At 64.2% G+C, this 24001-nt stretch carries 18 protein-coding genes; 5 read left to right on the top strand and 13 right to left on the bottom strand.

All coding sequences use genetic code 11. The features are described 5' to 3' along the window. The 3 genes from DTX69_RS01005 to DTX69_RS01015 all read left to right on the top strand — a co-directional run bounded on the left by DTX69_RS01005 (position 1) and on the right by DTX69_RS01015 (position 3996). The gene (locus DTX69_RS01005) at positions 1–2409 is read left to right on the top strand and encodes a polyamine aminopropyltransferase (RefSeq protein ID WP_119299626.1); all 2409 of its coding nucleotides are present in this window, start codon (positions 1–3) and stop codon (positions 2407–2409) included. Between the two features lie 133 nt (positions 2410–2542). Next, positions 2543–3262 (top strand): vWA domain-containing protein, encoded by a 720-nt coding sequence (locus DTX69_RS01010; RefSeq protein ID WP_119299627.1) that lies wholly within the window; start codon positions 2543–2545, stop codon positions 3260–3262. A gap of 14 nt (positions 3263–3276) precedes the next feature. Then, entirely contained in the window at positions 3277–3996 is a 720-nt protein-coding gene (locus DTX69_RS01015) for a DnaJ domain-containing protein (RefSeq protein WP_119299628.1), read from the top strand. Between the two features lie 15 nt (positions 3997–4011). Here the strand turns inward: DTX69_RS01015 and DTX69_RS01020 are convergent, their stop codons facing one another. From DTX69_RS01020 to DTX69_RS01070, 11 genes are all read right to left on the bottom strand, one after another. After that, the gene (locus tag DTX69_RS01020) at positions 4012–5283 is read right to left on the bottom strand and encodes a radical SAM protein (RefSeq protein ID WP_119299629.1); all 1272 of its coding nucleotides are present in this window, start codon (positions 5281–5283) and stop codon (positions 4012–4014) included. An 84-nt stretch (positions 5284–5367) separates the two neighbouring features. After that, positions 5368–9645, bottom strand: coding sequence for a translocation/assembly module TamB domain-containing protein (locus tag DTX69_RS01025; protein ID WP_119299630.1), 4278 nt, complete (start codon positions 9643–9645; stop codon positions 5368–5370). Beyond that, positions 9645–11486 (bottom strand): autotransporter assembly complex protein TamA, encoded by a 1842-nt coding sequence (locus tag DTX69_RS01030; RefSeq protein WP_119299631.1) that lies wholly within the window; start codon positions 11484–11486, stop codon positions 9645–9647. The genes DTX69_RS01025 and DTX69_RS01030 overlap by 1 nt, the downstream gene beginning before the upstream one ends. Before the next feature lie 111 nt (positions 11487–11597). After that, a complete protein-coding gene (gene rpe / locus DTX69_RS01035; RefSeq protein WP_119299632.1) occupies positions 11598–12275 on the bottom strand; it encodes a ribulose-phosphate 3-epimerase in 678 nt (225 codons plus the stop codon). Further along, positions 12275–13198, bottom strand: coding sequence for a CbbX protein (cbbX, locus tag DTX69_RS01040; protein ID WP_119299633.1), 924 nt, complete (start codon positions 13196–13198; stop codon positions 12275–12277). The genes rpe and cbbX overlap by 1 nt, the downstream gene beginning before the upstream one ends. Then, positions 13191–13610 (bottom strand): ribulose bisphosphate carboxylase small subunit, encoded by a 420-nt coding sequence (locus DTX69_RS01045; protein ID WP_119299634.1) that lies wholly within the window; start codon positions 13608–13610, stop codon positions 13191–13193. The genes cbbX and DTX69_RS01045 overlap by 8 nt, the downstream gene beginning before the upstream one ends. Positions 13611–13622: 12 nt before the next feature. Further along, positions 13623–15080 carry a form I ribulose bisphosphate carboxylase large subunit gene (locus DTX69_RS01050; protein ID WP_119299635.1) on the bottom strand — a complete coding sequence of 486 codons (1458 nt, stop codon included), beginning with the start codon at positions 15078–15080 and terminating at the stop codon, positions 13623–13625. A gap of 25 nt (positions 15081–15105) precedes the next feature. After that, positions 15106–16185, bottom strand: coding sequence for a class II fructose-bisphosphate aldolase (gene fba / locus DTX69_RS01055; protein WP_119300011.1), 1080 nt, complete (start codon positions 16183–16185; stop codon positions 15106–15108). 2 nt (positions 16186–16187) lie between these two features. Next, the gene (gene tkt, locus DTX69_RS01060; RefSeq protein WP_407643965.1) at positions 16188–18221 is read right to left on the bottom strand and encodes a transketolase; all 2034 of its coding nucleotides are present in this window, start codon (positions 18219–18221) and stop codon (positions 16188–16190) included. A 14-nt stretch (positions 18222–18235) separates the two neighbouring features. Beyond that, entirely contained in the window at positions 18236–19111 is an 876-nt protein-coding gene (locus tag DTX69_RS01065) for a phosphoribulokinase (RefSeq protein WP_119299636.1), read from the bottom strand. Between the two features lie 10 nt (positions 19112–19121). Next, entirely contained in the window at positions 19122–20162 is a 1041-nt protein-coding gene (locus DTX69_RS01070) for a class 1 fructose-bisphosphatase (RefSeq protein ID WP_119299637.1), read from the bottom strand. A 124-nt stretch (positions 20163–20286) separates the two neighbouring features. On the opposite strand from DTX69_RS01070, the gene DTX69_RS01075 reads away from it, so the two are divergent. Continuing rightward, on the top strand, positions 20287–21213 hold the full coding sequence (locus DTX69_RS01075) for a LysR family transcriptional regulator (protein WP_119299638.1): 927 nt from the start codon (positions 20287–20289) through the stop codon (positions 21211–21213). 15 nt (positions 21214–21228) lie between these two features. Here the strand turns inward: DTX69_RS01075 and DTX69_RS01080 are convergent, their stop codons facing one another. Both DTX69_RS01080 and DTX69_RS01085 read right to left on the bottom strand, forming a co-directional pair. Further along, positions 21229–21888, bottom strand: coding sequence for a GntR family transcriptional regulator (locus DTX69_RS01080; RefSeq protein ID WP_119299639.1), 660 nt, complete (start codon positions 21886–21888; stop codon positions 21229–21231). Between the two features lie 35 nt (positions 21889–21923). Further along, a complete protein-coding gene (locus tag DTX69_RS01085; protein ID WP_119299640.1) occupies positions 21924–22820 on the bottom strand; it encodes a dihydrodipicolinate synthase family protein in 897 nt (298 codons plus the stop codon). Positions 22821–22994: 174 nt separating this feature from the next. Here DTX69_RS01085 and DTX69_RS01090 point away from each other — a divergent pair, with 174 nt between their 5' ends. Then, positions 22995–23996, top strand: a complete 1002-nt coding sequence (locus DTX69_RS01090) for a sialic acid TRAP transporter substrate-binding protein SiaP (protein WP_119299641.1) — start codon at positions 22995–22997, stop codon at positions 23994–23996. The last annotated feature ends 5 nt before the right edge of the window (positions 23997–24001 follow it).

Genomic DNA, 24001 nt, shown 5'->3' on the forward strand with positions numbered 1-24001 from the left:
ATGCCGCTGCTCGCGGCCGTTTCACTCCTTTCCCTCGCAGCGATCGCCTACGAGATCCTCCTGACCAGACTGTTCGCGATCACGCTGTGGCACCACTACGTCTACATGATCATCAGCCTGGCGCTCCTCGGCTACGGCGCCAGTGGAACCTTCCTGGTATTTGTCAAGCACCGCCTGATCCCGCATTTCGGCACGAGCTTTGCCGTGCTGGCCATGTTGTTCGGGGTCACCGTCATCGGATGCTACGTGCTGGCACAGCGCGTGCCATTCAATCCGCTCGAGGTCATCTGGGATTGGCATCAGCAGCTTTATCTGGCCACGATGTATCTGATCCTGGCGGCGCCGTTCTTTGCCGCCGCCAGCGCGATCGCGTTGGCGCTCGCTGTCTGGCCGGGGCACATCGGTGCCATCTACCGCGCCGACCTGATGGGCGCCGGCGCGGGTGCGCTCGGCGTCGTCGCAGCCACGTTCGTATTACCGCTCGAGGATTGCTTGCGGGTCATCGCAGCCAGCGGTTTCGGAGCGGCAGCACTTGCAGTGACTCGAGAAAGGCGGCATTGGGCAGCGGCGGCGATCCTTGTAGTCGCCGTGCCCGCGACGCTCGCCTGGCCGGCGGCGTGGCTCGCGCCGACGCCCTCACCCTACAAGAGCCTCAGTCTGGCTCTGACCGCACCGGAAGCCCGCGTGATCGCCGAGCGCAGCGGTCCGCTCGGACGCCTGTCTGTGATCGAAAGTCCGAAGGTGCCCCTGCGCATCGCGCCGGGCTTGAGCCTCGCCACGACGCTGATGCCGCCAGCGCAGCTTGGTGTCTTCACGGACGGAGAGGGCGTGACGCCCATCACGCGCTCTACCGGCGATCTGGAGCCCATCGGCTATCTCGACCAGCAGACGTCTGCACTGCCCTACCACCTGCTCGACCGGCCTGAGACTCTCGTGCTCGGTGCCGGTGGCGGTGCCGATGTGCTGCAGGCCCTCTATCACCGCGCATCGCACATCGATGCGGTCGAGCTTAACCCCCAGCTCGCCGACCTTGTCCGCCACGACTTCGCCGATTTCGCAGGCCGCATCTATGACCATCCGGCGGTCGCTCTCCATATGGCCGAAGCGCGCAGCTTTGTCGAGGCGAGCAGGAAACGCTGGGACCTGATCAACCTGTCTCTGCTCGATTCCTTCGCCACATCAACCGCCGGCGCGCAGGCGCTCAGCGAGAGCCCGATCTACACGATCGAAGCATTCCAAGCCTATATCGGCCACCTTGCTCCCAACGGGATGCTCGCCATCACGCGCTGGCTGGGCAATCCGCCGCGCGACACCTTCAAGCTCTTCGCCATCGCCACCGCCGCGCTCCGAGCCAACGGCGCCGCCGATCCTGCCGAGCAGCTTGTCCTCCTGCACAGCTGGAACACGGCGACACTGCTGATCAAGGATGCTCCGTTCAGCCGGGACGAGATAGCGGCAGCGCGCACCTTTGCGCGCGATCGGCAATTCGATCTCGCGTGGTTCGCTGGGATACGCGCCAGCGAGACCAATCGCTTCAACCGCATGGCGAAGCCGACGCTCTATGATGCAGCCGTTGCGCTGCTTGGCCCCGCAAGATCAGACTTCATCGCGAACTACCGGTTCGACATCCGGCCGGCGACCGATGATCAGCCATTCTTCTTTCGTTTCTTCAGATGGAGCCTTCTGCCGCACTTGGCAGCGATGAAAGGACAGGCCGGGTTCGTCTTCGTCGATGCTGGATATCTTGTTCTCATCCTGGCGCTGTTGCAGGCCATCGTGCTGTCCGGCATCTTTATCCTGATACCGCTGCTGTGGCTTCGACACGAGCAACGAGTGCCGGCATCTGGCTGGATGAGCGTGGCGCTCTACTTCCTGCTGGTTGGCTTCGCTTTCCTGTTCATCGAGATCGCATTCATCCAGCGCTTCAGCCTGTTTCTCGGCCACCCGCTCACCGCGATCGCCGTGACGCTCGCAGGCTTTCTCGTCTTTGCCGGACTTGGCAGCGGGTTCTCCACGCGCGCCGCCGCGCGCTGGCCACGGGCGACGATCATCTTGGCCGTTGGCGCCATCGTCGCCATTGGCGCGGGCTATGTTGCGTTGCTGCCGCTTGTGTTCGACACCCTGATGGGGTGGCCACTGCTTGCGAAGTCCGCCGTTGCAGCGGGCCTAGTCGCGCCTCTGGGCTTTGCGATGGGATTTCCCTTTCCGCTCGGCCTCAGTCGCGTCGCGGAGAGAACGCCGGCGCTCCTGCCGTGGGCCTGGGGCATCAATGGCTGCGCGTCGGTCGTGTCGGCTGTAGCAGCCAGTCTGCTCGCCATGCATATCGGCTTCACCGCTGTCCTGGCGGTGGCAATCGGCCTTTACGGTGCAGCGGCGCTGCTCTTTGGCCGCCTCCGTGGCGCCACGTGATCCTCGGCACGCTGTCCAGGGCCTACAAACCGCCAGCTTTGCCACCAATATACATGGGTGACCGACATATTCCGCCCCCAAAGTGTTTGCGGATGGTATAGAATAATCTATCGGGCAATCGAGTACCGAGATCATGTCGAATGATCGCGACAAGCTGCCCGGAATGCCCGCGAAGGGCGCCGAGGTAGATGCCTTCCTCAAGAAGCTCGCAGCGACGCCTGCGGTTCGACCCGGGCCGGGCCGGCGTGGCCGGCTGATGTTTGCCCTTGATGCGACGGCCAGCCGACAGCCGACGTGGGATCAGGCTTGTCATATCCAGGCAGAAATGTTCCGGGAGACTGCGGCGCTGGGTGGTCTCGACATTCAGGTTGTGTACTACCGTGGTTTTGCCGGGTTTGGCGCCAGCCCTTGGTTCAGCGAGGCCGCAGATCTGCTGAAGCATATGAGTGGCATTGCCTGCCTTGGTGGCAAGACGCAGATCGGCAGGGTCTTGAAGTCTGCGATCGCCGAAACCAAGCGCCAAAAAATCAATGCACTTGTCTTCGTTGGTGACTGCATGGAGGAAGATGTCGACGCGCTGTGCCACCAAGCAGGCGAACTGGGATTGCTCGGCGTACCGACATTCATCTTTCACGAAGGACGCGATCCAAAAGCTGCGCAAGCCTTCCGGCAAATCGCACACCTGACGCGCGGGGCGTATTGTGCATTCGATGCCAACAGTGCACAGCAGCTGCGCGAACTCCTCAGCGCTGTCGCGGTCTATGCCGCAGGGGGGCGGGCGGCGCTGGAAGACTACAGCCGACGAGCCGGCGGTGCGACTCTCCTCCTTGCGCGACAGGTCGCAAAGTCATAGCGACCCGCATACCGATGTTGACGACCTACCTTCTGCTCGGTCTCTTCATACTGGCCGGCATTATCTTCATGCTGCGGACTTATGCGTCGGCCGATCCGGCTGGTTTGACCCGCGCAGTTCAGCGCGTTGCCATGATCTCGGCAGCACTCGGCGCCCTGTTGCTGCTGTTGCGAGTGCCGCTCGGCTCCGTCTTTGTCGGCATTGGAGCCATTCTTCCCCTGACACTGCGATGGCGCGCCCTGTGGCCCGTATTTGGGGCGTCACCGAACCAGCCGGCGGGAAAGACCTCGCGCATCGATACGAAACATCTACGCATGGCGCTCGACCACGATACCGGCGCATTCGACGGCTTGGTGCTTTCCGGCAAGCATCGCGACACGCTGTTGAGCAAACTGACGCTCGAGCAGCTGCTCGAGGTGAGAGCAGATTGCCTGGTTGACGACCCGGAGGGGGTACCGCTGATCGAGGCCTACCTCGACCGGATCCACGGCGCTAGTTGGCGCGGCGCGACGTCCGGTCAGCAGTCGTCCGAAGATGCCGCACCGAAACCTGGGTCAACAACGATGACCCGAGAGGAGGCATTGCAGGTGCTTGGCCTTGCGCCAGGAGCCACCGACGCAGAGATTCGTGAAGCGTACCACAAGCTGATCCGGAAACTGCACCCGGATCACGGCGGGTCCGATTATCTGGCTGCCAAGCTCAATCAAGCCAGAGATGTGCTGATTGGCAGCTAAGAGCCTGCCACACCCTCAGGTCTCCAGCATTGCCTGCGTCAGGAAATCGCCTCGCCGATCAAAGGACGCGGTCTCGAACCGGAGGCCAAGTTCGCGGGCGTGGCGCCAGGAGTTGCCGAGTTCTGCTTGGGTCGGTCGGCGGGCGATCTCCGCGTATTGATCCCGGTATTTGGGATCAGCGGGATCGCAGAAGTTGTCGGGATGGAACTGCTCCATCACATTCACCGGCGCGGCCGGCACATGCTCGGCAATCCATTCCAGGACCGGATATGTGCAGCACGCGACGTGATTGGGCATGACCAAGTGGCGGATGGAGAAATCCTCGCCCCATTCGTCGAGCAGGGCAATATTGCGCGTTACGGTCTCCCAGTACGATGGCGTTTTCGCCAGCGTCATCGCGCAACGACCTGGCCCGAATTTGAAATCCGGCAGCCACACGTCTGTGAGGATGCGCAGGATCTTCATGCTTTCCGGCGTCATGAAGAAGTTGCTGTTCCACAGCATCGGCGCGTTGAACAGGCCGTCATAGACGCCAGCGCCGGGCACCTCTTCGAACCACCAGAAGCGATCTGCCTTGGTCCTGCGCGCTCGCGCCAGTTCAGCTTGAGTCGGCACAAAGCCGCGGCCCAGCAGCACGATGGCTGCGACAATGGCGTGCAGATGGATCACGACCTCGCCACCGACCCAATTGATGTTGTGGCAGCCTTCGCTGCGCAATGTCCACGCCATGGCCGCCAGCGTGCGCGGATCCGTCTCCTCGCCGTTATCCTTGTCCGTGCTGATGTCGCCGTTCTGGCAGAATGCGCAACGCATGTTGCAGGAGGTGAAGAAGATCGTGCCGGACCCTTCCGTACCGCGATAGAACAGCTCCTCTCCCGTATGATGGAAGTGTGAACTGACCCGCGAACCGGAGGCGAGCTTGCATGCGCCGAACTTGACTCCTGCGATCCGGTCGACCCGACAGTTCCAGGGACAGAAATTGCAGTGGCCGAGCATGCGGTAGGCAAGTTCGCGGCATAGCTCCAGGAGGCTCGGTCCGTCCGCCTGTGACAGCAGCGGCGCGCCCGCGCGGATATCCTGCCAGCGCGCGACAAAGACCGGCGTCAGGCGATCGAGCTCCGCCCAGAGCGCGTCCTCATCGCTCGCCGCGGGATCGATCTCAGTAGCAATCGTTGCGGCAATGCGAAACTTCGCCGGGCGCCGGTTCTCCGCGACATCGAGGTACCAGCAGAGTGCGCTGCGGATCGCTGGATCGTCCCAAATGGTCAGCTTGGCCAAATCGCTCATGGGAGCCGGCGCCTGCTGGTCTATCACGGCCTAAAGGTGGAACAAGCCGCGCCTTCGTTCAAGAGAGACCATGAGGTCCGAGCCTTAGTAATCCCACTCCAGATTGACGCCGGCCTTGCTGGTGGCGTTGGCGCCGATCTCGGTCTCCACCTTGATGTTGGGCGTCACCTCGATCTCTACCGTGGCGGCGCTGCTCCCAGCCTTGGCTCCTTGCGACACGCCGACATAGACGCCTTCCGCCACGTAGCGGCCGGCCGTCAGGCTCGGCCCGGTGGTACCTTCCGCCTGCTCCAGCGACAAGCGATCGAGACCGGTGCTCTTCCGCAGTTTGTCGAGCACGCCCGGGCCGGTGCTGACGCCCGCAAGGTCGGCCGTCGCCTGCGCCAGCTGCAGCAGCTCGAAGGCACTGAGCGCGCCGGCGGACTTGCTGAACAGCAGGCGCGCCAGGATCTCGTCCTCCGGCATGGTGGGCACCGATGACAACGTGATGCGCGGCGCGCGGGCCGATCCCTCGACCTTGGCCGTCACCTCCAGGTCCTGCGCGCGCGTGACGGCGGTCAGATCGAGGATCGGGTCAATCTGATCCCCGCCCTCGAACGTCATTTGACCTTCGGTGAATTCCAGGCGTCTGGCTGCGATGTCGAGTGATCCGCGCCGCAACTTGAACGCGCCGTCGATCTCAGGCTTCTCGCTCGTTCCCCCGATGTGGATGTTACCGCCCAGCTCAGCATCCAGCCCACGTCCACGCACAAAGATCTGCTGCGGCGCGCCGACGGCCAGGTCCAAATCCACGATCACGGTCTGCTGCGGCGGCTGGTCATGCTCGGCGAGACGGGCCGCCACTCGCGGCGGCGCGTTGACCTCCACCACCTGGATCTCCTGCACGCTGGGCGGCAGGTGGTCAGGCACGCGGATGTCGGCCTTTACGATCTTCACGCTGCCCCCCAGCTTCATGCGTGATTGCAGGTTGCCGCTGATCGCAAGATCACTGTCGATGGTCGCCGCCGCGAGATCCGTGTCCAGGATTGTGGCGTTCTGCGCCCGGATCGTGAGCGCCGTTTCAATGCCGCGCGCGAGATCGACCTGCCCCTCGCCGGTGATGTGGCCACCACCCGGCGTGGTGGCGGATAGGCTGGCAATTTGAATCGCCGGCCCCTCGGCGCGGATATCCGCCTCGATCCGTCGCAGCTTGATTCCATAGCGCAGATTCTCGTAGCGGGAGTCCACGAGGCGCAGACTGCCGCGCAGCTCCGGCGCACTCAGCCTGCCCGTGGCCGACAGATCGAGTTCCGCCTTGCCTCGGACGCGATCGGCGCCTCCGGCGAGAAAAGCGTCGACCAGCAGCAGATCGAACGTCCCCTTCGCACCGGCTTCGAGGCGCGCATCGGATGTCAGGCTCGGTAATGCGGCGGTAAACGCTAGCGTTCCGCCGCTCTTCGGCTTCAGTTCGCCATTCAGCTCCAATCTGCCTTGCTGCAGGGTGCCGGCAACCTGCAGGTCCGCCTGCTGCTCCGCCACGCCGGTGGCGCCGATGCCTTTGCCGGCAATCGTGAAGCGTCCGCTGGGCGCGGCGGGGGTGCCACTTACCTGCACCTCCCCATCGAGACGCCCCGTGATCGGAAGATCCGGAGCGAAAGCGCGCGCGATGGAGACTGGCAGCGACTGGACCGCGGCGGTCAGCTGCATGTCGTCCGGAGCGACCGATCCGTCCAGCCGAACTGAGCCATCCTCGATGGCCAGAACGAAATCATCGATGCGAGTTGCCTTGGCGCCGACCTCGATGGTCGCCGGGCGCTCAGCCTTCACCTGAACGTCGCTTACGTCGGCCGTGAGCGTTTGCAGGTTGATGCGATAGCCGTCTGCGATCTGCGCAATCTCGGCAGCGGCCGCCGCGGTGAGATCGGTGCCGGCCAGCGACAGACGGGTCTGCAGCGCCGAGAGGGGACCTTTCGCCCTTAGCGAGGCCTCAGTGAATGGGCGATCCGCGATCGTCGGCTGAGCCAGATCGAGATCGGCCGTAATGGCGGGCGCTCCAAACAGATCGTCCGCCGTGGCCCTTACGTCGAGGCTGCGCGTGGTGAAGGCGTCCGCTGCGGCAATTCGGTGGCCTGTGGCAGATAGAATCGCGCCCTGCCAACCATTTGAGTCATTCAGCTGGAGGCTTGCGGAGAGATCTCCGCTCACGGCAGTGCCCGCCAGCTGTCCAAGCTCGCGCAGATCAGGCGCATTGAGATCGGCCTTCCCCGTCAGCAGCCCACCCGCCATCACGAAATCGCCTGTCATCCTGGTCTGCCCGAGGGTGAGCACCAGATTCGGTACGGCGATCCGCTCGCCTTCGATCGCCACCTTGGTCGCGACCTTGGTTGGCAGGCGGTCGAGCGTCGCGGTGCCTTCCAACGCGATGTCCGGGTTTGAGAGCAGATCGACCGCAGTCGTGTTCAGCCTCACTTGCTGCAAGCGGCGATCCGCGATGGTCAGGGCCGGCGACTTGAGCTCCGCCACCAGTGTGGGTGCCTCCATTGTCCCGGAGACCTTGCCGCCCAGCGTGATCTCGCCCCGCAGCGTCGGATCGATCGCGGCCGTATCTGGCAGTTCGGCGGTGAACGTGAGATCGAGATCCTGCTGCGCCAACGTACCCTGCGCGTCGAACCGCGCCTTCGCGCCGGCCAGCTGCGCTGTGCTGATCGTCATCTCTTGAGGAAGGTTGCCGGTGAGCACCAGATGCAAGCTTGGCGACTGCCCCAGCAGCCGATCCGCGATTGGCATGCCGAGCGACAGAGCCTGGCTCGTTCCACTCACCTCCAGACGCTCGCCACTCTCGGCCGGAGCGAGCTTCAGTGTGACTTCGGCCGTGCCCACGCCGGGAAAGCCAAGAGGTCCTCCGATGGCGGAGATATCGGCGATGGTGAGCGTCGCGTCAGCCTGGCGCGCCGCCGCGCCCCATTGCTCGGCCCGCGCCGTGCCGGAGAGTGAGAGCTTCGCGCCCCGCAATTCCAGCTTGTCCGCAACGAGCGTACCCGCCTGATCCAAGCTGCCCGCCAGGCTCAGGTGAGCACCGTCTGTCAAGAGCGCGGCAAGCCGCTGGTCCGCGGCGGTGAAATCCGACATATGCAGATCGGCGCGAACGCCGATCGGCTGCTCGAACCCCTGCTCGGCCGACACATCAAACGTGAGTTTGGTCGTACCGATGCGCAGGTCAGCCGGCGCAAGAGCCTGCGCTACGATCTCACCGGTGACATGCGGCCGATCAATCGGGCCCTGCAGACGCGCCTGCAGGTTCGCGCCCGACCAGGTGATATCAGGTACGAGCGTTGCGAATGGGCTTGAATCCGCGAGCACGCCCGTCACGGATAGATCGCCCGGCTCGGTCAGGCCCAGGACACCGGATGCGCTCACCTGTCCCGCCGCGGCGGTCGCGGAGATTCCGGACACACCAATGGTGCCGCCGCCCGGCCTGACCTCGACGGTACCTTCTGCGTTGACGCCGCCGACAATCAGCGGCCGCATTTTCTCGGGCACGAACTCATCGGGTGCAGCCTGCAGTGCGAACGTGATCGTGCGCGCATCGTCGCCGCGCACATCGGCTGTCAGATCCAGCAGCTGCTTGCCGTTGAGTTTGGCATTCGCGTGACCCTGCCAAGCTTCAAGCGGACCTTCGCCCTCCAGCGCGATCTGCAGATTGCTGCCCCGGGGCAATCCTATCAGCTTCCCCAGCACGCCGCCTTGCGGCTCATCAACCTTGCCCATGAGACGGAAGAAGTCCTCGTTCGGTCGATAGGCCAGATCGATTGTCGCGGTCCCGGTATTGCCGGCGAGCTGCCGCATCGCGAGCAAGACCGACAAGCCTTCAGCAGGTTCGCCGAATTTCGCGCTCCCTTGAAGGGAGAGTGCGGCGGGCTCGCCGAGAATCGGTGCCGCGAGCGCCAGACGCTCGATGGACAGCGAGCGCAGATCGATTGTGACCGGCAGCTCCGGAACCAACGGCCCCGACGGCGCGGGCTCAGGCGCCTGCCCGTCCGCAACCGGCGGCCGCGCCAGATCGATGGTGCTGGCCCCGATCTCGTCGATCTGCAGGCGCCCGGACAGCAGGGCCAGTGGCGGCCACCTCACGCTGGCGCGATCAGCCGTCAGCCAGGTTCCATCGCGATCCGACAGGCTAATGCCGATCAGCCGCATGTCGAACGGCAAGAGCCCTTCGATCGCGTCCAGGCGCACGTGCGTCGAGGTGCCTGCCGTCATATCGGCGATCAGAAGCCGCGCCTGATCGCGCGCGAAACCGGTCTGCAACGCCGCGAACAGGCCCGCGACCAGCAGCAGGAGAACGCCGATGATCGAGAGAAGGATATAGATCGCGCGGCGCATCAGAATGCCTGCCCGATGCTGATGTAGAACGCCACCGGATCGTCATCCTCGCGCGGGTTGAGCGGAACGGCAACATCGGCGCGGATCGGGCCGATCGGCGAGTAATAGCGGAAGCCGAGGCCGGCCGCATATTGCACGTCTTCATTAAAACTGGGGAACACCTCCTCCGTCACGGTTCCGGCGTCGAAAAATGGAACAATGCCGTAATCCTCCAGGAAGCGGTAGCGCACCTCGATGCTGCCTTCGACCAGGCTGCGCCCGCCGGTTGGGTCGCCATCCTCGTCGAGGGGGCTGATGGAGCGAAATTCATAGCCGCGCACCGAACCGCCTCCGCCGGCATAGAGCAGCCGGTCTTGCGGCAACTCATCAATGGATCCGCCGAAAACACTCGCGACAGAAAGCCGGCCGGCCAGCACGAGGTTCCCGCTGCCCGACAGATCGAGATAAGAGCTGCCGGCGGCCCGGGTTTGAAAGACGTCCTGGCTGGAGCCGATGACTTCCGGGAATGCTGCGCCCGTCAAACCGAGCCGGACACCTTTTGTCGGGTTCAGAAGGTCATTGCTGGTGTCGTAGTTGATGGCGCCGGTGGGACCGAACAGCTCGAAATTCCTGGTCACGCCGTCGTCCGTGATACGCGAGATCTCCGCCTCGCCGCCAAAGCTGACGTTCAACGTGTCACTGAGCCGGCGTTCCAGCCCGAGCGTCAAGGTGGCTGCTTTCCGGTCGAAGGTCTCGGAATCGTACTCCTGCACCAGCGCAAGATTGCTGCGCAACGTCTGCTGCTCGCTGAGAAAGTCCGGCTTCGCGAAATCGGCCGAGACGCCATAATTGGGCTCCGACAGCTCGTTCTCGCCGAGACCGGAGATGTCGGCATCGAGGCGCAGGCGCTCCGCGCCGCCAAACAGGTTGCGATGGCCCCAATAGGCCTTGGCCCCGGCGCCGTCATTGGTCGAATAGTTGGCGCCGAAGCCGATGAAGCGCCGGTCGCGCTCGATGACCTCGATATCGACCGGCAGCCGGCCGGCCTCATCTACGCGCTCCGCCGTCGTGATCTTCACGGATTCAAAGACGTCGAGGGACCGGAGATCGTCCCGCAGGCTGGCGATCTCACTGGGCGCGTACGACCTCCCCTCGAACTTGGCCACACGGCGATTGACGAAATCAGCGTCCACGCGATCGAGACCTTTCACGCGGATATCGCCGAGCGTGGCCGGCGGACCGGAATCGACCACATAGTGGACCGACACCGACCGATCCTCGTGGTCCACCACAGCCGGCTCGAGATTCACGGACGCGAAGGGGTAACCTTGGGCGAGCACCGCGTTGAGCAGCCGATCCCGCTCCGCCATGATGTCGGCGGCGCGCGCGGGTGCCTTCGGCGCCAGTTCCGGCTGCAGCTTCTCCGGCAGTGCCTCTCCGCCAGTGATGCGGATTTCGCGCAGGTGATAGAGCTTGCCCGGACGGATCTCGATCGTCACCGGAATTACGGTTTCGGGCGCGGGCTCTCCATCCGCTGGAGGCAATGCCTCGGCCGGCCGACCAGCAACCAGAACGGACACCGTACCATTATAATAACCCGAGGAGCGCAAGGCCTTTTGAAGCCGCTCCACATCCTCCTGTGCGCGGCGGTAGAGACCGTAGAGGCTATCGGGGGGCTTGGCCCCCAGCTCGATCAACACGGAACTGGCCCTGGCCGCTTCCTCCAGGACAGAGTCCTCGATCGGCGCCAACTCGGTCTTGTACTCAAGGGCAACGCCTGGGTGTGCTCCCAGCGACAGTAGAAGCACAAGGAAGAGTAGCCGGAAAGGCGGGGCCGGCCGGTTTCGGATCAGCGACTTCATGGAAGGAACTAATCAGAAAAGAACCCAACGGTCGACGCACCTTTGCTGCACGGAAAAATCACAGCTTGGTCAAAGGTGCGAACCAGTGCGGCTCGTTCTGGCCGAGGCGCGCTAAGCGGCCTTTGCGGATCGGCCCGCTGCCCGCAGAGATTCGATATTGGCGCGATAGGTCGTCTCGGTCCCGCCTTTGAAGACAGCCGAGCCGGCGACCAAAACGGTCGCACCGGCTGCGACGACCTGCGGCGCGGTGGCGGGCGTGATGCCCCCATCGACCTCGATCTCAATCGGCCGGTTTCCGATCAAGGCGCGCACCCGCCGGATCTTCTCGATCGCGGCGGGAATGAAGGCCTGTCCGCCGAAGCCTGGATTGACGCTCATCACCAGGACGAGGTCGAGGCGGTCCAGCACATGCTCGATCGTATTGACCGGCGTGGCGGGATTGAGCGCGACGCCGGCTTTCTTGCCGAGCGCCCGGATCGCCTGAAGGGAGCGGTCGAGATGCGGTCCTGCTTCGGCATGAACGGTGATCAGGTCAGCGCCGGCCGCGGCGAATCCCTCGACGTAGGGATCGACCGGCGAAATCATGAGATGCACGTCGAACGGCTTCGTGCTGAAGCGGCGCAGCGCCTGCACGATCGGCGGGCCGAACGTGAGATTCGGCACGAAATGGCCGTCCATCACGTCGAGATGGATCCAATCGGCCTTGGCGCGGTCCACCGCCGCCACTTCCTCGCCAAGCCGCGCGAAGTCGGCGGACAGGATCGAAGGTGCAATGCAGAGGGGAGGCATCACTGCGCCACCTTCTGATCCTGTCCGGCGATTGCGAAGACGCGACTGGCGAGGATGTCGGCTGCCTCGATGGTAGACAGCGCGATGGCATCGATCGGTCCATCGGACGTCTCGAACAAGCGGTTGGCTTGCCGCAGGCGCGCGCGGTCCAGCGCATTGCGGATGGAGCGCGCGTTGGCGAAGTGCGGCTGGCGCCGGCGCTGCTCGATATATTTGGCCAGTGCGGCGCGGCCGTGGCCCGAGAGTTTGTAGTGGCTCTTGGCCAGCATCAGCTCGGCGATCTGCAGCAGCTCGTCGTCTGCGTAGTCCGGAAAATCGATGTGATGCGCGATGCGGGAGCGAAAACCAGGGTTGCTCTCGAAGAAGCGCTCCATGCGGTCGCCATAGCCGGCCAGGATCACCACCAAGTCGCCGCGCTGGTTCTCCATCACCTGCAGCAGGATCTCGATCGCTTCCTGTCCGTAGTCGCGCTCGTTCTCCGGCCGGTAGAGATAATAGGCCTCGTCGATGAAGAGCACGCCGCCCATGGCGCGCTTCAGCACCTCCTTGGTCTTGGGCGCGGTGTGGCCGATATATTGCCCGACCAGATCGTCGCGTGTGACCGTCACCAGATGGCCACGCCTGATGAGGCCGAGGCGATGCAGCAGGTCGGCCATGCGCAGCGCGACCGTGGTCTTTCCGGTGCCCGGATTGCCGGTGAAGCTCATGTGCAGGGTCGGCGGTTCGTCTGTAAGGCCGAGCTTGCGGCGCGCCCGCTCCACCAGCAGGCGCGCTGCGGTTTCCTGGATCCGCTGCTTCACCGGGGCGAGGCCAACCAACTCAGAATCGAGCTGGCGGAACACCTCGCCGATCCCGGCTTCCTCATACTCGCGGCGCAGATCGATGCTGGTCGGCACCGTCTCCGGCACAACCGGTTCAGTCATAGCGCGCCCCTTCCGGCCGGTCGGTGGCGTAGGCGCGTGTGCGATAGCGGATGCGCCGCCCCGCACCCTCTTCCCGCTCCAGCATGAAGCCGTCCTCCGATTTCGGCCGGTTCACGATGAAGGAGAGGCGGATCGATTCCCAGCCATGACTGGCATCAAACGCCGAGAGGCGGATGTAGCGATCGCCATAGGCCTTGCGGCAGGCCTGCAGCTCCAGCATGACGCCGGCCGCATCCTTGATGTCGAACATCGGATGGCCCCACATCTCCCAATACGTGTTGCGGGGGTGCGGATCGTCGGTGAATTCGATGTTCACCGCCCAGCCTTTGCCGAGGCAGTAGTCGATCTGGGCCGCGATCTGCTGGTCCGTGAGATCGGGCAGGAACGAGAAGGCGCCTTGTGTGATGCGCATGATGGTTTCTCCTTACGCGGCGGCCGTGACGGTCGGCACGAAGTCCGGCGTGTCTGTTGATGAGTAGTTGAAGGTCACGTCTTTCCAGGTATCGAGCGCCTGGCGTAGCGGCAGGCAGTGCTTGGCTGCTGCATTCAGGATCTCAGGCCCTTCGTTCACGAAATCGCGTCCTTCGTTGCGGGCGAGGACCATCGCTTCCAGCGCAACGCGGTTGGCAGTGGCGCCGGCCGCGATCCCCATGGGATGGCCGATCGTGCCGCCGCCGAACTGCAGCACCACGTCCTCGCCCAGAAGGTCGAGCAGCTGGTGCATCTGGCCCGCATGGATGCCGCCGGAAGCGACCGGCATCACCTTGTTGAGCGAGGCCCAGGGTTGATCGAAGAATAGGCCGTGCTCCAGCTTCGTCGGGTTGAAGTCCTCGCGGCAGACGTCGTAGTAGCCGCGCGTGGTGGCCGGATCGCCTTCCAGCTTGCCCACCACGGTGCCGGCATGGATGTGGTCGACGCCCGCGAGACGCATCCACTTGGCGATGACGCGGAACGAGACGCCGTGCGACTTCTGCCGCGTGTAGGTCGAGTGGCCGGCGCGATGCAGGTGCAGGATCATGTCGTTGCGCCGCGCCCACTTCGCCATGGATTGGATGGCGGTGTAGCCGATCACCAGGTCAATCATGACGATGACGGAGCCCAGTTCCTTGGCGAACTCGGCGCGCTCGTACATGTCCTCCATGGTCGCGGCCGTGACGTTGAGATAGGTGCCCTTGATCTCGCCGGTGGTCGCTTGCGCCTTGTTCACCGCCTCCATGCAATAGAGGAAGCGCTCGCGCCAGTGCATGAAGGGCTGCGAGTTGATATTCTCGTCGTCCTTGGTGAAGTCGAGCCCACCCTTCAGCGCTTCGTAGACCACCCGGCCATAATTGCGACCGGAGAGGCCGAGCTTTGGCTTGACCGTGGCACCGAGCAGCGGCCGGCCGAACTTGTCGAGGCGCTCGCGCTCGACCACGATGCCGGTGGCCGGGCCCTGGAAGGTCTTCACATAGGCGGTGGGGAGCCGCATGTCTTCGAGCCGAAGCGCCTTCAGCGGCTTGAAGCCGAACACGTTGCCGATGATGGACGCGGTCAGGTTCGCGATCGAGCCCGGCTCGAACAAATCGAGGTCGTAGGCGATATAGGCGAAATATTGCCCCGGCGCGTTCGGCACCGGGTCGACGCGATAGCACTTCGCGCGGTACTTCTCGCAGGCGGTCAGGCGATCGGTCCACACCACCGTCCAGGTCGCCGTCGAGGATTCGCCGGCGACTGCCGCCGACGCTTCGATCGGGTCGACGCCGTCCTGCGGTGTCACGCGGAACAAGGCTATGATGTCGGTGTCCTTGGGCTGGTAGTCCGGCTCCCAATAGCCCATGCGCTTGTATTCCATGACACCGGCTTTGTAGCGGTCGGCCTTGGTTCTTACGTCGCTGCTGCTCATCTCTCTATCCTTTCCTTGAACCGTGTCAGGCTGCCTTGGCGCCGGCGATGCGCGGGTCGAGCTGGCCGCCGCGGTATCGCTTGGCCATGTCGGCAAGAGCGATCGGCTTGATGCGCGAGGCGTTGCCGGCCGTGCCGAATTCCTCGAACCGCTGCTTACAGAGCGCGCGCATGGCGTCGCGGGCCGGCTGCAGGAACTTGCGCGGATCGAACTCCGCGGCGTTCTTGTGCGCGACGCCGCGCATCGCCGCTGCCATCGCTAGGCGCGAGTCGGTATCGATGTTGATCTTGCGCACGCCGTGGCGGATGCCGCGCACGATCTCTTCCACCGGCACACCCCAGGTCTGCGGCATGGCACCACCGGCGGCGTTGAACAGCTCCTGCAACTCCTGCGGCACGCTGGAGGAGCCATGCATCACCAGGTGCGTGTTGGGCAGGCGGGCATGGATCTCTTCGACCACCCCCATGGCCAGGATCGCGCCATCGGGCTTGCGCGAGAACTTGTAAGCGCCGTGCGAGGTGCCCATCGCAATGGCGAGGGCATCGACGCCGGTGCGCGTGACGAAATCGACTGCCTGGTCCGGATCGGTCAGCAGCTGATCGTGTCCCAGCTTGCCTTCGGCGCCATGGCCGTCCTCGGCTTCACCCTGGCCGGTTTCCAGCGAGCCGAGACAACCGAGCTCGCCCTCCACCGAGGCGCCGACCCAATGCGCCATCTCGACCACTCGGCGTGTCACGCTGACATTGTAGTCGTAGCTGGCCGGCGTCTTCGCATCCTCCGTGAGCGAGCCATCCATCATGACGGATGTGAAGCCGAGCTGCAGGGCCGACATGCAGGTGGCCGGGCTGTTGCCATGGTCCTGGTGCAGGCAGATCGGAACGCCAGGGAACATCTGTTCCAGCGCATCGAGCATCTTCACGATCATGATGTCGCCGGCATAGGAGCGCGCGCCACGGCTGGCCTGCAGGATGACCGGCGCATCGACCACAGCGGCCGCCTCGCACACCGCAAGGCCCTGTTCCATGTTGTTGATGTTGAAGGCGGGCACGCCGTAGCCGAACTCGGCGGCGTGATCCAGCAACTGGCGCAACGTGATGCGAGCCATGATCATTCCTCTCCTGCAGTGACAATCTGCCGTGCGGCTGCGACGATGGCGTCCGCCGTGATGCCGAAATGACGATAGAGAGCTTCGGCCGGCGCCGACGCACCGAACCCTTCCATGCCGACGAAAAGTCCGTCCGGTCCGATCCAGCGGTCCCAACCATCGCGGACGGCGGCTTCGATCGCGATGCGCGGTGCACCTCCCAGCACGGCGGCGCGGTAGGCGCGCGGCTGCGCGGCAAACAGCTCCCAGCAGGGCATCGAGACGACTGCCGCCTTTATGCCGTCCCTGTCGAGACGATCCGCGGCCTCGACCGCCAGCGCGACTTCCGATCCACTGGCCAGCAGGGTGACGTCTCGGCCATTTGCCGGCTCGCGAAGGATGTAGGCGCCGCGCACGACTGAAAGCTCCGGATCCCCGACCCCACGAAGCAGCGGCAGCGCCTGACGGCTAAGGCACAAGACGCTGGGCAAGGCTTTCGACTTGAGAGCGATCGCCCACGCTTCGGCAGTCTCGATCGCATCGGCTGGCCGGAACACCAACAGGTTTGGAATCGCGCGCAGGCTGGCCAGATGCTCGACCGGCTGATGGGTCGGCCCATCCTCGCCGAGGCCAATCGAGTCGTGCGTCATCACATAGATGACGCGCTGGCGCATCAGAGCAGAGAGCCGCATTGCCGGGCGCGCATAGTCGGTGAAGACCAGGAACGTGCCGCCGTACGGGATGAAACCACGATGCAGCGCGAGCCCGTTCAGGACCGCCGCCATCGCATGCTCCCGCACGCCGAAATGGATGTAGCTGCCAGCGAAAGCACCCGCTTGCACGACCGGCTGACCCTTGGCCTGGGTCAGGTTGGAATGGGTGAGATCGGCGGAGCCGCCGACCAGATTCGGCTGCGCCTTGGTCAGGACCTCGATGCAACGCTGGGATGCCTGTCGCGTCGCCAGCTTTGCCTGTTCGTCCACGAACTGCGCCTTCAGTGATTCCAACCCGAGGGCGAGCTTCGGATTGAGCGTACCGGCCAAATCGTCGAGGAAAGCCTGGCGCCGTGTGGGCTCCGCTTGTGCAAGCCGCCGCTCCCATTCGGCGCGCGTCGCACGGCCTTTCGCACCGACCGCACGCCACGCCGCCGCGACATGCTCTGGAATCTCGAACGGATCGTAGGGCCAGCCGAGCGCGCGGCGCGTAGCGGCGATCTCATCCGGCCCCAGCGGCGCGCCGTGTGTCGCGGCGCTGCCCTGCTTGTTCGGCGCCCCGTAGCCGATCACGGTGCGGCAGGCGATCAAGGTTGGGCGGCTGGATCGCCGCGCGACATCGACGGCGCCGGCGATGATGTCGGGATCGTGGCCGTTGATCCGTGTCGTGTTCCAGCCGGCGGCACGGAAGCGCATCAACTGGTCCGTCGAGGTGGCGAGGCTGGTCGCGCCATCGATCGAGATGCCGTTGTCGTCGAACAGCACGATCAGGCGATTGAGGCGCAGATGGCCGGCGAGGTCGATCGCCTCGTGACTGATACCCTCCATCAGGCAGCCGTCGCCGGCGATCACGTAGGTGAAGTGATCGACCAGTTCGTCGCCGTACCGCGCATTCAGCATGCGCTCCGCCAGCGCCATGCCGACTGCGGTTGTGATCCCTTGGCCCAGAGGGCCGGTCGTGGTTTCGACGCCCGGGCAGTGACCCGCCTCGGGATGGCCGGCGGTCAGCGCACCCAATTGCCGAAATGACTTCAGCTGATCGAGCGTGACGCCTTGATAACCGGTCAGATGCAACAGTGCGTAAAGCAGCATCGACCCATGGCCGGCCGACAGGATGAAGCGGTCGCGATCAGCCCAGTCCGGTACCGTCGGGTCGAACTTCAGGAAGCGCGAGAACAGCACCGTCGCAACGTCGGCCATGCCCATGGGCATGCCGGGATGGCCCGACTTCGCCTTTTCCACGGCGTCCATCGCAAGAGCGCGCAATGCATTCGCCATGTCGGGGTGCGCGGCTTCAGGGAGCTCGGTCGTGTCCGGATGTGTATTCGCCATGACGAGATTCATGGTGGCGTCTCCCTTCACGCGGCGCGGCGCTTGGCTTCGACCAGGCGCAGGATGGTAGGCGTCAGGATAAGCTGCATGGCGAGATCGAGCTTCCCGCCGGGAATGACGATGGAATTGGCGCGCGACATGAAGCTGTCGTGGATCATCGAGACCAGGTACGGGAAGTCGATACCGCGCGGATTACGGAAGCGGATCACGACCATGGATTCGTCCGGGGTCGGAATCCAGCGCGCGATGAAGGGATTGGACGTGTCGACTGTCGGCACGCGCTGGAAGTTGATGTCGGTCAAAGTGAATTGCGGGCAGATATAACGGACATAGTCCGGCATGCGCCGAAGCATGGTGTCCATCACCGCCTCGGTCGAATAGCCGCGGGTCGCGCGGTCGCGATGGATCTTCTGGATCCATTCGAGATTGATGACCGGCACCACGCCGATCTTGACATCCGCATGTTGCGCGACGTTTACCTTGTCGGTGACGACGGCACCGTGCAGACCCTCATAAAACAGCAGGTCCGATTGTTCGGGGAGATCCGCCCAGGGCGTGAAGGTACCAGGGGCGCAGCCGTACGGTTCCGCTTCCTCGGCGTCGTGGACATAGATGCGGTTGCGGGCCCGGCCGGTCTCGCCATAGGTGCGGAAGAGGTGCTCCAGCTCCTCGAACAGGTTCGCTTCCGGGCCGAAATGGCTGAAATGGCGGTTGCCCTTCGCTTCGGCCTCGCTCATCACGCGCTTCATCTCGGCGCGGCCATAGCGGTGATAAGCATCGCCTTCGACCATAGCGGCCTGGATCCCTTCGCGACGGAAGATCTGCGCGAAGGTGTGCTTGACGGTCGTGGTGCCGGCGCCCGAGGACCCGGTGACCGATATGATCGGATGCTTGACCGACATGCTCCGCTCCTCAATTCCGATAAAGGCTGCGCTGGTTGAAAAGCGGCGCCACATAGATCGGCTCGCTCAGCCCGCGGTAGTAGATCGCCACCCGCTCGACTTCGTCCCGAGCACCGAAGACGAGCGGGGTGCGCTGATGCAGCTCGCGGGGAATGAGATCGAGAATTGGACGCATGCCGTCGGTCGCAGCGCCGCCAGCCTGCTCCACCAGGAAGGCGATGGGATTGGCCTCGTAGATCAGCCGCAGGCGGCCTTGGCCATAGCCCTTGCGGCTGTCGCGCGGATAAAGGAAGACGCCGCCGCGGCTGAGGATGCGATAGGCTTCAGCGACCAGGGAGGCGATCCAGCGCATGTTGTAGTCCGCGCCGCGCGGGCCGTCCTTGCCGGCGACGCAGTCATCCACATAGGCGCGCACCGCCGGTTCCCAGAAGCGGTAGTTTGATGTGTTGACCGCGTACTCGCGCTTGCCCGCCGGCAGGCGAATCGCCTTCTCCGCTACGACGAAATCGCAGAGGCCCGGGTCGAACTGTGCCACATGGGTGCCGGCGCCCAGCGAGAAGACCAGGATTGTCTGCGGCCCGTAGATCGCAAAGCCGGCAGCGAGCTGCATCCGCCCTGGTGCAAAGAAGGCCGAGAAGTCCGGATCGGCCTCCGAGCGCGCCGGCAGGATCGAGAAGATCGTGCCGATCGAAACGTTGGCGTCGATGTTGGAGGAGCCGTCGAGCGGATCGATGGCGACGGCAACCTTGCCGGAGCGATCGAGAATCCGAATGTCGTCCAACTCCTCGGACGTGACGGCGGAGACCGGCGCATCCTCCAGGGCGGTGAGGATGATCTCGTTGGCCCTGAGGTCGAGCAGCTTCTGGGAATCCCCGCCGGCATTGCCGCCGACCGTGCGGTTGAGTGTGCCGGCGGCGGCGCCTTCGACCAAGCCGGCGATCTCCGCCGCAGACCGGCTCAGCGCCAGCATAGCAGCCGCGGTCGGGCCGCGCTCTGGCCGGCCGTCGGCCCACGCCTTCAAGAATGCCCTTAGCCTTTGATCTACCGCCATTTTTCCTTCCCAGTCCGAGTGTCGCCTGGACTTCAGCAGGCGCACTGTTTGTTGCTGGGATCGTGGCGGGATTAATACCTGAAAGAAATTTGAATTAACTGACGCTCTCTGTTAGAAAAACTAAATGTCCCTCAATCGCGCCACTTTGCGTCAGCTGAGGGCGCTCGCTGCGACAATCCGCAGCGGCAGCGTCACGGCCGCCGCCCAGGAATTGAACGTGACCCCGCCCGCGGTTTCGCTGCAGCTGAAGCTGCTGGAGGAGCTGGCCGGGATCGCGTTGCTGGAGCGGGCGGAGACCGGCATGCGCGCCACCGGCGCCGGACGCGAACTCGCCGACACGGCCCTGCGCATCGATGCGCTGCTGAGCGAAGCGGAGGATGCGATCGGGGCGCTCAAGGGCGCACGCGCCGGTCATGTCCGCGTCGGTGTGGTCTCGACCGCGAAGTATTTTTCACCCCGCGTGCTGGCGGCGTTCAAGCGTGCGCATCCCGGCGTCGAGATCCAGCTTTCGGTCGGCAATCGCGAGCAGACCATCGCCGCGCTCGAGACGTTCGCGATCGACTTTGCCGTGATGGGGCGGCCGCCGAACCGCTTCGACGTCGACCGGTCCATCATCGGCCCGCATCCGCACATCATCGTGGCGCCGCCGGACCACGTGCTGGCGCGGCGCCGCTACATCCCGCCGCGGGAGCTGTCGAGCGAGACTTTTCTGATGCGCGAACCGGGGTCAGGCACCCGCATGCTGACGGAGCGGCTGCTGGCGGATACCGGCGCGACCCCCTCCATCGGGATGGAGATCGAGTCTAACGAAACCATCAAGCAGGCGGTGATGGCGGGGCTCGGTATCGCACTGCTGTCGGCGCACACGGTTTCGGTCGAGCTCGAGGACGGCAGACTGGTCATGCTGGACGTGGTCGGCCTGCCGATCATGCGGCAATGGTTCGTGGTCCGGCGCGCGGAGCGGCGCATGATGCCGGCCGCCGCGACGCTGTGGGAGTTCTTCGCGGCCGAAGGCGGCAGCTTCCTGCCGCAGCTGGTGATCGAAGAATAGCCGCCGGACAGCGCGTCAGCTGATTCCCATGGCGCGGTTGCGCGCATTCTCGATGTGGGCGGAGATCGCAGCTGCGGCCTTCCTGCCGTCGCGCGTCTCGATCGCTTCGAGGATGCCGAGATGCTCGCGCATCACCGGCGCAACCACGGGATCGATCCGCACCAGCTCCTCACGGATGAGGCGGGTCTTGATCGCGTTGACGCGGTAGGCCTTGGAGATGATCTCGTTGCCCAAGGCATCGATGATGGTGTCATGCATGCCCCAATCGACCGCCTGCGCTTCCGCGATCACGTCGGGCGTGTTGCCTTCGCGGGCAACACGCTCCAGCACGCGCTCGTGATCGGCACGCAGCTTTGCCAGCAATTCGTCCGGCGCGCGCTCTGCAAACAGCGCGACGGCCTCGCGCTCCAGGAACAGCCGGAACTGATAGGCATCGCGGATCAAGTTGAGATCGATGTGGGCCACCTGCATGCCGCGCTGCGGGACGGTCTTGATCAGGCCTTCTGCCTCCAGCCGCGGCACCAATTCGCGGATCGCGCCCAGCGGCAGGCCGGTCAGCTCCACCAGCTCGCGTTGTGAGATGAACTGGCCGGGCCTGACATCGCGCGCCAGCAGATGCCGCGTGAAACTATCATAGGCCTGTTCTCGCAACTTGGTCGGTTCGCGCTCCAGCATGGCCCTCTCCTTCTCGCGCCGAGGCTCCCCTCGCCTCAAGCCGCCGCCGCGGCAAACAGCATGTCGTAAGTCTGGCTCAATCGCTTGGCATCCGCCGTTCCGAGACCGACCAGAGGAGCGCGGGTCGCAAGCCAGGCATCGTCGCGTGTTCGGTGGGCAAGCACCGCCTTGATCGCCGCCGTGACCGGATATTTCAGTACTTCCTCGACCAGGGGCGCAATGCGCGCGTCTTCGCTGCCGGTCTCGATGATCTGCGCCAAGACCTGCGGGCAGAGATTGGCGAGGCCGGAGATGGCGCCTTGTGCGCCGAGCCGTACGGACTTGGCCAGCAGCCGTTCGTCGCCGATCAGGATCGCGAGATCCTTGTGCGCCGCCAGCAGTCGCTGTGCGTAATCCCAATCTCCCGACGAATCCTTGACCCCGATGATCACGTTCGGAAAGGCAGCTCTCAGCCGGCCGATCAGGTCCAGCGTCAGCGTCACGTGCGTGACCGACGGAATGTTGTAGAGGATGAAGTCGCGCGCGCTGTCGCCAAGCGCCCAGATCAGCTGCGCAAACCAGGTATAGACTCCTTCGTCATCGACATTCTTGAAATAGAACGGCGGCGCCACCAGCAAGGCGCGGCAGCCGGCATTGAGGGCGACCTGAGCTTGCGATACCGCTTCGGCCAATGAAGGCGCCGAGACGCCTGCCACTACCGCGCGACGCATGGTGAAGCCAGCATCCATCATGGCCCGCAGTGCGGCTTGACGGTCGGCGAGGCCGATGGAGGCGCCCTCTCCCGTCGTGCCGAACACAGTCACGCTGCCGCAGCCATTGTCCAGGCACCAGCGCGCATGGCGGGTGAGCCGGCCCAAATCGATCGCCGCCCGAGGATCGAACGGGGTTGTCAAAGCGGCCGAAAGTCCGAACCGGGAAGACTGTGACGGCACGAAATGGTTCCTTGTGTTTAGAATTAAGCTTTTGAGAACATTGCTGCGCCATCTAACATGTTAGTGCGTTAAAAAATGTTTGCAACTGAGTTCTTACGCAGCATAATGCGCCCGGAGGCTTGGCGGCACGAACCGTTCCGTCACCAATAGACCTCGAAACCCTGGGAGGAACTCATGCGGACCCTGATTTCCCGCCGAACCCTGCTTGGCGCCGCCGCCATCGCGATGACCTTGGGATTGATGCCGGCCGAAGCCGCCGATCCAATCCAGGTGCGTATCTCCACGCCGGCTGTCGAAACGGACTGGCACGCCAAGATGCTGACCGTGTTCAAGGACAGGCTCGAGGAGCTGGCGCCCGGTCAGTTCGCGGTGGAGATCCATCTCAACGGCACCCTGTTCAAGCAGGGCACGGAGCCGGCCGCGATGCAGCGCGGCAACCTCGAGATGGCCATGATCTCCGCCTTCGACATCGCCAAACAGATTCCCGAATGGTCGATCTTCACGGCCGGTTATCTGATCCGCGATCCCGACCATCAGGCCAAGGTGTTCGGCGGCGACATCGGCAAGGAGATGTATCAGCGCGTGCAGGATGAGATGGGCATCAAGGTCCTCGCCGCCGGCTATCTCGGCACGCGAGAACTCAACCTCCGCACAGACAAGGAGATCAAGGTTCCGGCCGACCTCGCCGGCGTGAAGTTGCGCATGCCGTCATCGGACACCTGGCTGTTCCTCGGCAAGGCGCTGGGCGCTAATCCTCTGCCGCTCGCATTCGGCGAGGTCTATACCGCGCTGCAGACCGGCGCCATCGATGCACAGGACAATCCGTTGCCGACCGTGAAGGCCGCCAAGTTCTATGAGGTCACCAAGCAGGTGGTGATGACCAACCATCTGGTCGACGCCATCTTCCTGTCCATGGCCGGCGAGACTTGGGAGAAGCTGGACGAAGCGCAGCAGAAGGCCGTGCTGGAAGCAGCCGATGCCGCCGTCAAATACAACAACGAGAACCGCATCAAGGACGAAGCGGAGCTGGTCACTTTCCTCAAGGAGCAGGGGCTGAAGGTCTACTCGCCGGACGTCGAGGCGTTCCGCAAGACCGTGCAGCAGGCCTATCTGGACTCCGAATGGTCGAAGACCTGGCCCGAGGGCATGGTCGACCGCATCAACGCCGTTCAGTAACTCAG

The sequence above is a fragment of the Dongia deserti genome, assembly GCF_003574735.1.
GTDB classification, from domain to species: Bacteria; Pseudomonadota; Alphaproteobacteria; order Dongiales; family Dongiaceae; genus Dongia_A; species Dongia_A deserti.

Bases quoted from the DNA above. Each gene is read 5' to 3' on its own strand.
- DTX69_RS01090 (WP_119299641.1), top strand. From the start codon at position 22,995: ATGCGGACCCTGATTTCCCGCCGAACCCTGCTTGGCGCCGCCGCCATC.
- DTX69_RS01005 (WP_119299626.1), top strand. From the start codon at position 1: ATGCCGCTGCTCGCGGCCGTTTCACTCCTTTCCCTCGCAGCGATCGCC.
- rpe (WP_119299632.1), bottom strand. From the start codon at position 12,275: ATGCCTCCCCTCTGCATTGCACCTTCGATCCTGTCCGCCGACTTCGCG.
- DTX69_RS01020 (WP_119299629.1), bottom strand. From the start codon at position 5,283: ATGAGCGATTTGGCCAAGCTGACCATTTGGGACGATCCAGCGATCCGC.
- DTX69_RS01050 (WP_119299635.1), bottom strand. From the start codon at position 15,080: ATGAGCAGCAGCGACGTAAGAACCAAGGCCGACCGCTACAAAGCCGGT.
- DTX69_RS01070 (WP_119299637.1), bottom strand. From the start codon at position 20,162: ATGGCGGTAGATCAAAGGCTAAGGGCATTCTTGAAGGCGTGGGCCGAC.
- DTX69_RS01010 (WP_119299627.1), top strand. From the start codon at position 2,543: ATGTCGAATGATCGCGACAAGCTGCCCGGAATGCCCGCGAAGGGCGCC.
- cbbX (WP_119299633.1), bottom strand. From the start codon at position 13,198: ATGACTGAACCGGTTGTGCCGGAGACGGTGCCGACCAGCATCGATCTG.
- fba (WP_119300011.1), bottom strand. From the start codon at position 16,185: ATGGCTCGCATCACGTTGCGCCAGTTGCTGGATCACGCCGCCGAGTTC.
- DTX69_RS01025 (WP_119299630.1), bottom strand. From the start codon at position 9,645: ATGCGCCGCGCGATCTATATCCTTCTCTCGATCATCGGCGTTCTCCTG.
- tkt (WP_407643965.1), bottom strand. From the start codon at position 18,221: ATGAATCTCGTCATGGCGAATACACATCCGGACACGACCGAGCTCCCT.
- DTX69_RS01015 (WP_119299628.1), top strand. From the start codon at position 3,277: ATGTTGACGACCTACCTTCTGCTCGGTCTCTTCATACTGGCCGGCATT.
- DTX69_RS01075 (WP_119299638.1), top strand. From the start codon at position 20,287: ATGTCCCTCAATCGCGCCACTTTGCGTCAGCTGAGGGCGCTCGCTGCG.
- DTX69_RS01080 (WP_119299639.1), bottom strand. From the start codon at position 21,888: ATGCTGGAGCGCGAACCGACCAAGTTGCGAGAACAGGCCTATGATAGT.
- DTX69_RS01045 (WP_119299634.1), bottom strand. From the start codon at position 13,610: ATGCGCATCACACAAGGCGCCTTCTCGTTCCTGCCCGATCTCACGGAC.
- DTX69_RS01030 (WP_119299631.1), bottom strand. From the start codon at position 11,486: ATGAAGTCGCTGATCCGAAACCGGCCGGCCCCGCCTTTCCGGCTACTC.
- DTX69_RS01065 (WP_119299636.1), bottom strand. From the start codon at position 19,111: ATGTCGGTCAAGCATCCGATCATATCGGTCACCGGGTCCTCGGGCGCC.